Origin of the sequence: Stenotrophomonas sp. 2YAF26 (assembly GCF_052114625.1) — a bacterium.
GTDB classification, from domain to species: Bacteria; Pseudomonadota; Gammaproteobacteria; order Xanthomonadales; family Xanthomonadaceae; genus Stenotrophomonas; species Stenotrophomonas indicatrix.
Map to the genome: position 1 here is coordinate 1 of NZ_JBFRFC010000007.1, position 9,887 is coordinate 9,887.

Below are 9,887 nucleotides of genomic sequence, written 5' to 3' on the forward strand. Positions count from 1 at the left end.
ACCTCATGAACCTCGCCAGGATTGCGAAGCTGCCGGCCAGCGGCCGGCACTGCCGCGCCTTGGGGTCAGCCGTTGTCGCGCAGGAACCTGGCCATCGAAGAGACACCCGGACCTCATGAACCTCGCCAGGATTGCGAAGCTGCCGGCCAGCGGCCGGCACTGCCGCGCCTTGGGGTCAGCCGTTGTCGCGCAGGAACCTGGCCATCGAAGAGACACCCGGCACGCGCGGCTCGAACTCGGCGGCGACGTCGATGAAGCCGCGCATCACCGCGATCTCGCGCGGGCTGCGGTTCAAGCCGTCACGTGCTTCCGGGTCGGCACCGGCGCGCAGCAGGCGCTGCACCAGCAGCGGCAACCCGTGCAGGGCGGCCAGGTGCAGCGGGCCGAAGCCGCGCGGATCGCGCACGTCCAGGCTGACGTCTTCATCCAGCAGGCGCTCGACGGCGGCCATCACCACCTGCTCGTCGCAGGCGGTTCCCGGTTCGGCGCGCGCGCCCAGCAGCAGCAGCAACGGCGTGACCGCACCGGCGGCGGCCTGGTCCGGCTCTGCACCAGCCAGCAGCAGGGTATCGAGCAGCGCCAGCAGGCGCGAACGGTCGCGCGCACTGAAGCCATACAGGGCTGCGCAGTGCAGCGGCGCCAGCTGCTGGGCATCGCCGGCGTGCACATCGGCACCGGCGGTGAGCAGGCGCGCCACGATGTCCGGCAGGCCCAGCGCCGAGGCCAGCATCAGCACGGTGACCCCGCCTGGCAGGCGGTGTTCGAGCTGCGCACCGGCGTCGAGCAGGGCCGAGACGATCTCGACCTGGCGCATGCTGACCGCCGCTGACAACGGCGTGGCACCACTGGCAGCGGCATGCTGCGGATCAGCGCCGCGCGCCAGCAGCAGGTCGACCACGGCCAGGTGGCCACCGCCGGCAGCACGCAGCAGCGCGGTGCAGCCCTGCGCATCGACGGCGTCGATGGCAAAGCCCAGATCATTCAGACGACGCACGGCGTCGACATCACCGGCCATCGCGGCGGCCGGAAGATCACCTTCGCGCAGGGTCCGGCGCGGCAGCGGCCAGACGCGCCAGTCCAGCCAATCAGCCAGATCACGACGACCGATCGACAACGCTACGCCCAGCGGTGTCTGCCCATCGGCTGCACGCGCTTCCGGCGAGGCGCCGTGCTGCACCAGCAGTTTCAAGGCGCTTTCGCGCGCCAGTGCAGTGGCCAGATGCAGCGCGGTCATGCCATGGCTGTCGCGTGCTTCGCGATCCACGCCAGTGGTGAGCAGGGCCTGCTGCAGGCGCAGCCAACCCAGGCGCACCGCCAGTGACAGCGGCGGATCACCGGCCGGCGAGGCCGCAAACGGATCGGCGCCGCGTTCCAGCAGTTCCAGCGCCAGCTGTTCCAGGCCACGCGCCGCCTGGTCGTGCTGCGCGCAGGCGGCCAGGAAACGCGCCAGGCCACCACGGCCGGCCGGCGACAGGCCATGCTGCAGCATCACCTGCAGGGCCGGTACGGCATCGATACCGCGCGACAGCAGCGCGAACATCGGTGTATCGGCACAGGCGTCACGCACGTACGGATCGGCACCATGGGCGAGCAGCCAGTCGACCGCGCGCGGCTCCAGTGCCAGCTCCGGATCGAGCAGCAGGCCACCCAGTTCTTCCGGCTGGCACAGCCTGGCCAGTGCGGCCATGCCATCGGTATTGCCGAACCCCAGCGCCTCGCGCAGCAGGGTCAACGGCGGGCGATCCGGCAGCAGGCCGCTGGCACTGGCCGTCTCACCGCGCTCGGCCAGGCCATCGCTGACGGCGGCAGGCAACGGGTAGGACGGATCCAGCAGGGCCACGATCGCCCAGCGACCGGCTTCGGCGGCGTAGTCCACCGCGCGCCGGCCGGCCGGATCGCTGCCGTCGGCGGCGATGCCCAGTTCCAGCAGGCGCTTGATCAACAGCGGCGAAACGTCCTCGGCCATCGTGGCCAGCAGCACCGCGTTGCGGCCATCGGTGTCGACCGCAACCAGGTCGGGTTTGTGCGGCAGCAGGTGCTCGACCACGGCGGCCCGGCCGGCGCGTGCGGCTTCCAGCCACGGGGTGCGGCCCAGCGCATCGCGCGCTTCCAGGTTGGCACCGGCGGCAAGCAGCACGCCGATGATGTCCACGTGGCCGGCCAGTGCGGCTTCATGCAGCGCGCTGCGGCGCTGGCGGTCACGCGCGTCGGCTCGGGCCTTGTGCTTGAGCAGCAGCTGCACACCTGCCGGATCGTCGTCCTCGGTGGCGGCCGCGGCCAGCAGCACCGGGGTGCCGTCAACCGGTTCACTGCGCGCGCCACGCTCCAGCAGGAAGCGCGCCAAGCGCCAGTTGCCGACCTGGCAGGCCACCGCCAAGGGCGACCAACCATCACGGTTCAGTGCGTCGACTTCAGCCGCCGCATCACGCAGCAGTGCGGCCACGCCCGGGTCGGAACTGCGTGCGGCGTGGTGCAGGGGCGTGTTGCCCTCGCTGTCGGTGGCGCGCGAATCGGCACCGTTGGCCAGCAGGGTCATCACCGCTTCCGGACGCCCATGCCAGCTGTCGCGGGTCGCGGCCAGCAGCGGGGTCATGCCGCGGTGCGGCGCGTTCACATCGACGCCGCGGCCGATCAGCTCGCGCAGCAGGCGCAGGTCCGGCAATACAGCGGCGAGCACCGCCAGGCTGCGCTGGTCGCGCCAGTTCGGGTCCGGCAGGGAATACGGATCGGCGCCGGCCTGCAGCAGTTGCAGCGCACGGTCGATGCGGCCGTGGCGTGCGGCTTCGTACAGGGCTGGGGTCAGCTCCTGCGGCGCCAAGGCTTCCAGTGGGGTGGTGTCGGCGACCGCGCTGAACAACGTCTCGCGATCGACCGGCAGTTCAGCGCTAACCGGGCCGCGCAGCGAGACCAGCGGCGCCGGTGCGATGCGCTGCAGCAGCAGGTGCAGCAGCGGCGACAGCAGCAGCACCGCCAGTGCCGACGGCCAACGCGCGCTTTCCGGCAGCAGGCCCGGCCAGGTCGGCAGTACCACCAGTGCGGCCAGGGCCATCACCAGTGCGGCCACGCCAAGGCCACGCCAGGCGCTGAGGTCGCGGCCGGCCAGCGCCTGCCAATGCTGGGCCAGGCCACCATCGAGGCGCTCGACATCATTCCACAGCGGCCAGGTGCGCCAGGCCGCCAGCAGGCCGGCGCTGACCAGCACGCTCAGGCCCAGCACCGCAGCCAGGCTACCGCTGTCGCGCAGCGCGGCCAGCGGCCAGGCCAGCAACAGGGCCAGCAGCAACGGTGCGGCGATCCACAGTGCCAGCAGCGCCGGCAGGTCCTGGCGGACGATCACCTTCGGCGGCAGCAGCGCACGGCTGCGCCGCCACCACGAGACTCCCAATGCGAACGCCGGTTGTGCCAGTGCCGCCAGCACCGCACCGGGCAGGCCGCCCAGCGCCGAACCCAGTGCCAGCAAGGCACCCAGGGTGAAGGCCAGCGACAGGGCGCGGGATCGGGAAAGCTCAGTCATAGTGGCGCAGCATCATGCTGCTCACCGACGGCGGCACCTGCAGGTAGAACCCGCGCTCGGTCAGTTCGCTGCGCACCTTGGCCGGGTCGGCCTGGGCCAGCCGGCGCTCCGCGTCCAGGGTCACTTCCAGCACGAAGACGAGCGAACCCAACGACGTCGACAGCGGCGCAGGCAAAGCGCTGAAGTCATCGCGTCGGGCGAGATAGACGTAGGTGTCCGGCTTGAGTTGGCTTTTATAGACGTAGGCGTGCATGTCCACGGGACGATAACCCGGGAAGAGCCGTGATTGTGTCGGAAAGCCGACACCGGGGAAAGCCGTCACGCGACGATGGCGGCGCGATCGACGGCGTTTCCCCGTTGAGGTTCAGCAATGTGGCGACGCCGTTCAGGCTGCGCCACCGGTCGGCAGCGCTTACTTGACCTTGGCGTAGGTGCCCTTCAGGGCCACGCCGGCGACGAAGGTGCCGGCCCAGCACTCGTAGTTGGTCGCGCTCTTGAACTCGTTCTTCTTGTAGTAGCTGACGATGTCGACCACGGCGTTGGCGCCGCGCGACTTGGCACCGTCCTGCAGGGCCAGCAGTGCCGACAGCGCGACCCAGTTGCAGGCCTCGACATCGCTCTTGTTGGCAGCGTTGGTCTTCTTGTTGGTCACGTCTTCGCCCAGGCGCTGCTGCACGCTGACCGGCTGGCCGGCCAGGTAGAAGCGCACGCTGCCATCGATGCCGGCATCTTTGGCGGCCTGCGAACTGATCAGCTCGCGCAGGGATTGTTCGACGCGGGTATCGCGCGCCGAAGCGGTGGAAGTCAGGGCCAGCAGCGCGGTGGCAGTGGCGATCAGCAGGGTGCGGCGCATCGGAACGTCTCCTTGTTGGGGTGCGGGTACAGCGGGGTCACGCGCTCCAGCGGCGGAACACCAGCGAGGTGTTGATGCCGCCGAAGGCGAAGTTGTTGCTCATCACGTACTCGGCCTGCAGCTCGCGGCCTTGTCCGGTGATGAAGTCGAGCTGGCCGCAACGCGGGTCCACCTCGACCAGGTTCAGGGTGGGCGCGAACCAGCCGGCGCGCATCATCTCGATGCTCATCCAGGCCTCGAACGCGCCGCAACCGCCCAGCATGTGGCCGACGTAGCTCTTCAACGAGCTGATCGGCACGCGGCTGCCGAACACCTGGGCGGTGGCCTGGGTCTCGGCGATGTCGCCGTGGTCGGTGGCGGTGCCATGGGCGTTCACGTAGTCGATCTGCGCCGGCTGCAGACCGGCGTCTTCCAGCGCCAGGCGCATGGCCTGGGCCATGGTATCGGCGCTGGGCTGGGTGACGTGCTGGCCGTCGCTGTTGGTGCCGTAGCCCACGATCTCAGCGAGGATGGTCGCGCCACGTGCCTGCGCGTGCTCCAGATCCTCCAGGATCAGCGTGCAGGCGCCCTCGCCCAGCACCAGGCCATCGCGGCCGGCATCGAACGGGCGCGGGGTGGTGTGCGGCGCATCGTTGCGCGTGCTGGTGGCGAACAGGGTGTCGAACACAGCGGCGGCAGTGGCGTCGAGCTGCTCGGCGCCACCGGCCACCATCACCGTCTGCTTGCCGCTGCGGATCGCTTCGTAGCCGGCGCCCACGCCCTGGCTGCCCGACGTACAGGCACTGGAGGTGGTGTAGACACGGCCGGACAAGCCGAAGAACACGCCGATATTGACCGGCGCGGTGTGGCTCATCATCTTCAGGTAGGTGGTGGCGCTGATGCCGTCGGTGGTGAACTCATGCAGCATGCGGCCGAATTCGCCGGTGGCCTCGTGGCTGCCCGACGATGAGCCGTAGGCCACGCCGGTGCGGCCACTGCGCAGCACCGGGTGCTCGAACAGGCCTGCCTCACGCAGGGCGACCTCGGTGGCGCGCACCGACATGATCGCGACCTTGCCCATCGAGCGGGTGGTCTTGCGGTTGTAGTTCGGCGGCAGCTCATAGTCCTGCGCGGGCGCGGCCAGCTTGGTGTTCAGGCCCGCATACACATCCCATTCCGGCATCGAACGCACCGCGTTGCGGCAGCTGCGCAGATGGGCCTGGATGGTCGGCCAGTCGTGGCCGAGCGGACTGATGGCGGCGGCACCGGTGACCACCACGCGACGATCGGCGGCCATCAGATCATCCCTCCATTGACCGAGATCACCTGGCGGGTGATGTACCCGGCCGGCTCGGACAGCAGGAACGCGACCGTGGCCGCCACTTCCTCGGGACGGCCGACGCGGCCGGCCGGGATCAGCTTCAATGCGTGTTCGACCACTTCTTCGTTGAGCATGTCGGTCTCGATCAGGCCCGGGGCCACGCAGTTGACGGTGATCTGGCGGCTGGCCAGTTCCAGCGCCAGTGCCTTGCTGGCACCGATGATGCCGGCCTTGGCCGCACTGTAATTGACCTGGCCACGGTTGCCGGCCACGCCCGACACCGAGGACAGGGTGACAATGCGGCCCGGCTTGCGCCGCCGCACCATCGGCATGATCAGCGGATGCAGCACGTTGTAGAAACCGTCCAGGTTGGTGTGGATCACCTGGTCCCAGTCGTCCTCGGACAATGCCGGGAACGCGCCGTCACGGGCGATGCCGGCATTGCACACCACGCCGTAATAGGCGCCATGTGCCTCCACGTCGGCCTCCAGCGCAGCACGCGCGGCAGCACGGTCGGCCACGTCGAAGGCCAGCACGCGGGCCTGCTGGCCCAGCGCGCGGATCTCGTCGGCCACTGCCTGTGCTTCTTCCACACGGCTGCGGCAATGCACCACCACGTCGAAGCCATCGCGCGCGATACGCAGCGCAATGGCCCGGCCGATGCCCCGGCTCGCGCCGGTCACCAGCACGCTTCGATTTCCTGTCATGCCTGTCCACTCTCCAGATAGGCCATCGAGTCGGCCGGTTCGAACACCGACACGTTGGCAACCGCCCATTCTTCTTCGCCTGCCAGGATGCGGCAGGCGAACATCCCTAATCCATTGTCGCCCAACAGCTCGCAACGCGCCTGTACCTGCAGGCGGGTGCCACTGGGGAAACTGCTGCGCGTGCTGGTATAGCGCCGGCTGCCAAGCAGGAAGCCCAGCTGCGGCGGGTTGCCGGCCGTGCGTGCGCGGCAGCCGGCCCAGGCAGCGATGGCCTGGGCCATGTATTCGATGCCGACCCATGCCGGGACCGCACCGTCTTCGATGAACAGGCCGGCCTCGGGCACCACCAGTTCCGCCTCGATGCCGTCCTGGTCCCAGCGCAGGATGCGGTCCAGCAGGCACATGTCCCGGCGGTGCGGCACCACCTCTTCGATGGCATACAGCGGCATGTTCATCGGCGCTCCAGTGCCAGCACGGCATTGCTGCCGCCGAAGGCGAACGAATTGCTCAGCACCCGCCGCGGCAGCTGCTGCAGGAAGGTCGCCGGGGCTACCAGCGGCAACGCCGGCAGCGCCGGATCGGCCACGCCGTCCCACCAGTGCGGCGGCAGCTGCTGCTGCGGATTCTCGGCCAGCAGGATCCAGCACAGCGCCGCTTCGATCGCACCGGACGCACCCAGCGTGTGGCCGGTCAGTGGCTTGGTCGAACTGGCCGGCACGGCGGTGCCCAGCACCTGCGCCACAGCGTGGCTTTCCATGGCGTCGTTGTGGCCGGTCGCGGTGCCATGCAGGTTCACGTAATCCACTTCCGAAGGTGCCCAGCCAGCACGCTGCAACGCCTGCTGCAGGGCATCGATGGCACCCAGACCCTGCGGGTCCGGTGCCGACATATGGTGCGCGTCGGCCGACTCACCCCACCCCGCCAGGCTGACCGGGCCTGCATCGCGGGTCAGCAGGAACAGCGCGGCGCCCTCGCCGATGTTGATCCCGCAGCGATGCTGCGAGAACGGATTGCAGCGCACTGCGGAGACCGATTCCAGCGCGCTGAACCCGGCAACGGTGAACCGGCACAGGGAGTCGGCACCACCGGCGATGACCGCATCGACGATGCCCGAGCGCAGCATGCGCGCGGCCGACATCAACGCCTTGGCACTGGACGAACAGGCCGTGGACAGCGTCCAGGCCGGGCCCAGCGCACCGCTGCGCTCACGCACGAACTGCGCGGCGGTGCCCATTTCCTGCTGTGCGTAGTCGAAGCCTTCGGGCCAATGGCCGTGCTCGGCGCGGGTACGCAGCGCCTGTTCGGATTCACCGATGCCCGAGGTGCTGGTGCCCAGCACCACCGCCACACGCTCGGCGCCGTAACGGTTGATGGCATCGGCAACGGCCGGCGCGATCTGCGCCAGTGCCACGTCCAGCAGAGCATTGTTGCGGCCACGCAGGGACACCGGCAGTTCTTCCAGCGTCGGCAGCGGGCTGTGCACTTCGCCCAGCGCGAGGGTGCGACCCGGCAGCAGGCTGGCGTTGTCGCTCAGGCCGCCGGGCGCATCGGCAAACAGCGCAGCAGCCACCGCGGTGCGGCCCTCGCCCAACGCGCAGACCACGCCGAGGTCGTTCAGGAAAATGGGAGCGCTCTTCATTCCTGGCCGGCCATGTCGATCGATTCGATGCGCAGGGTGTAGCCCTCGGCGCGGTTGTCCAGCTGCACGCTGCCATCGCCCAGGCGCTGCAGCTGCAGCCACACGGTGCCGTCGCGGGACAGGCTGCGCTGGCGGCCGTCATCGCTCACCTGCCAGCCGGCCGGCAGCGCGGCGGCAATTGCGTCCGTCGGCCACAGCGCGAACTGCAGGTCATCCAGTACGCGTTCGGCACGCACCTGTGGCGGCAGCCACGGTGCACGCTGCTGGGTCAACTGCTGGCCGTCCCACTGCAGGCGCACGCCGGTCTGGCCCATCGCCTGCACGGCCAGCCGCACCTGCTGTGCGTCGGCTTCCAGCAGCGCATCCAGATCACGCTCGTGGCTGCCGAAGCGGAAGTGCAGCTGCTGCTGCAGGGCCAACGGCGCCGACAGGCTGGACGGTGCCAGCCGCAGCGGCGGCAGTTCGACCAGCGGCCGCGGCATGCGGCTGGCACAGGCGGCCAGCAGCAGGCACAGCAGGACCGCGGAGAGGCGGACGATCAGGCGCTGCACAGTTCCTCCAGCACGCGCATGCGGCGGCCGCTGTCGTCGGCCACATACGGATTGTTGGTATCCCAGGCGTAGCCGGCCAGGATGGAACTGATCATGTCGCGCACCTGCGGCTGCTGGTCGGGGTGGTAGATGATCTTCTGGAAGCCGCCCTGGTACCAGCTTTCGACGAAGCGGCGGAACGTTTTCACACCGGCACGCAGCGGAATCGAGAATTCGCCTTCCCAGTCCACGGTCTCGCCCGCGTAGCGGCGCTTGAGGCATTCGCTGGCCAGCTGCGCCGACTTGAACGCGATGGTGACGCCGGAGGAGAACACCGGGTCGAGGAACTCACCGGCGTTGCCCAGCAGCGCATAGCCCGGGCCCCACAGCGAGCTGACATTGGCCGAATAGCCGGTGATGCGGCGCACCGGCAGCACCGCCCATTCGGCATTGGCCAGCAGCGAGGTCAGGTTCGGATCCTCGCCGACGATGGCCTGCAGCTTCTGCAGGTCGTCGCCTTCGTAGCGCTCGAAGAACGATGGCTCGGCGACCACGCCCAGCGAGCAGCAGCCGTTGGAGAACGGGATCGTCCAGTACCAGACGTCGATGTGCTCGGGATGGGTGGTGATCAGGATCTTGTTGCGGTCGAAATCCGCTTCGGCCGGGATGTTGTCGCGCACGTGGCAGAAGATCGCGCCGCGCACCGGGAAGTTGGAGGGTGATTCCAGGTCAAGCAGGCGTGGCAGCAGGCGCGCGAAGCCAGAGGCGTCGAGGATGAAATCGGCTTCGATGCGGTACTCGCTGCCATCGGGGCGGCGCACGCTCACCAGCGGCTGATCGCCCGGCTCGACGGACAGCACTTCGTCACCGAAGCGCAGGGTCGCGCCCATGCGCTCGGCGCCGCGCGCCAGCACGTTGTCGAAGTCGGCGCGCTGCACCTGGTAGGTAGTGCCCCAGCCCGGCGAGAACTTCTTCCTGAAGTCGAACGCGGTGCGCGCTTTCCCGTGCACGAAGGCCGCGCCGTTCTTGTACTGGAAGCCCGCCTCGACCACGTCCTGCAGCAGGCCCGCCGCTTCGATGTATTCCATGCTCTGCGGCAGCAGGCTCTCGCCGATGGAGAAGCGCGGGAACTGCTGGCGCTCCAGCATCAGCACCTTGCGGCCCTGCTGGCGCAGCATCGCCGCGGCCACCGAACCGGCCGGGCCGGCGCCGATGATCAGGATCTCGGTACGTTCCACGTCTTCGTGGCGGGAAGAATCAGCGGCATCCACAGCAGTAGTCATCGGTGCGTCCTTGTTGCTCGATCAGGTGGAAAAGCGGAGGAATCGGAATGAAGCGTGCCCG

9 protein-coding genes are annotated in these 9,887 nt (G+C 69.2%); all 9 read right to left on the minus strand.

Annotation, left to right across the window (positions count from 1 at the left end):
* Nucleotides 1–175: 175 nt before the first annotated feature.
* The 9 genes from AB4Y98_RS09000 to AB4Y98_RS09040 all read right to left on the minus strand — a co-directional run bounded on the left by AB4Y98_RS09000 (nucleotide 176) and on the right by AB4Y98_RS09040 (nucleotide 9,826).
* Nucleotides 176–3,514 carry an ankyrin repeat domain-containing protein gene (locus tag AB4Y98_RS09000; RefSeq protein ID WP_442244200.1) on the minus strand — a complete coding sequence of 1,113 codons (3,339 nt, stop codon included), beginning with the start codon at nucleotides 3,512–3,514 and terminating at the stop codon, nucleotides 176–178.
* On the minus strand, nucleotides 3,507–3,767 hold the full coding sequence (locus AB4Y98_RS09005; protein WP_442244201.1) for a YcgL domain-containing protein: 261 nt from the start codon (nucleotides 3,765–3,767) through the stop codon (nucleotides 3,507–3,509). Before AB4Y98_RS09005 ends, AB4Y98_RS09000 begins: the two co-directional genes overlap by 8 nt.
* 159 nt (nucleotides 3,768–3,926) lie before the next feature.
* Entirely contained in the window at nucleotides 3,927–4,367 is a 441-nt protein-coding gene (locus tag AB4Y98_RS09010; protein WP_025877987.1) for a hypothetical protein, read from the minus strand.
* Between the two features lie 37 nt (nucleotides 4,368–4,404).
* Nucleotides 4,405–5,643 carry a beta-ketoacyl-ACP synthase gene (locus AB4Y98_RS09015; RefSeq protein ID WP_025877989.1) on the minus strand — a complete coding sequence of 413 codons (1,239 nt, stop codon included), beginning with the start codon at nucleotides 5,641–5,643 and terminating at the stop codon, nucleotides 4,405–4,407.
* Nucleotides 5,643–6,374, minus strand: coding sequence for a 3-ketoacyl-ACP reductase FabG2 (locus tag AB4Y98_RS09020; protein ID WP_191077616.1), 732 nt, complete (start codon nucleotides 6,372–6,374; stop codon nucleotides 5,643–5,645). The genes AB4Y98_RS09015 and AB4Y98_RS09020 overlap by 1 nt, the downstream gene beginning before the upstream one ends.
* The gene (locus AB4Y98_RS09025; protein ID WP_442244202.1) at nucleotides 6,371–6,829 is read right to left on the minus strand and encodes an ApeP family dehydratase; all 459 of its coding nucleotides are present in this window, start codon (nucleotides 6,827–6,829) and stop codon (nucleotides 6,371–6,373) included. Before AB4Y98_RS09025 ends, AB4Y98_RS09020 begins: the two co-directional genes overlap by 4 nt.
* Complete coding sequence (locus tag AB4Y98_RS09030; protein WP_099844121.1) at nucleotides 6,826–8,013, minus strand: beta-ketoacyl-[acyl-carrier-protein] synthase family protein; 1,188 nt, start codon at nucleotides 8,011–8,013, stop codon at nucleotides 6,826–6,828. The genes AB4Y98_RS09025 and AB4Y98_RS09030 overlap by 4 nt, the downstream gene beginning before the upstream one ends.
* Nucleotides 8,010–8,564: a DUF3261 domain-containing protein gene (locus tag AB4Y98_RS09035; protein ID WP_442244203.1), complete on the minus strand. Its 555-nt coding sequence runs from the start codon at nucleotides 8,562–8,564 to the stop codon at nucleotides 8,010–8,012. Before AB4Y98_RS09035 ends, AB4Y98_RS09030 begins: the two co-directional genes overlap by 4 nt.
* Nucleotides 8,552–9,826 (minus strand): NAD(P)/FAD-dependent oxidoreductase, encoded by a 1,275-nt coding sequence (locus AB4Y98_RS09040; protein WP_312788168.1) that lies wholly within the window; start codon nucleotides 9,824–9,826, stop codon nucleotides 8,552–8,554. Before AB4Y98_RS09040 ends, AB4Y98_RS09035 begins: the two co-directional genes overlap by 13 nt.
* Between the last annotated feature and the right edge of the window lie 61 nt (nucleotides 9,827–9,887).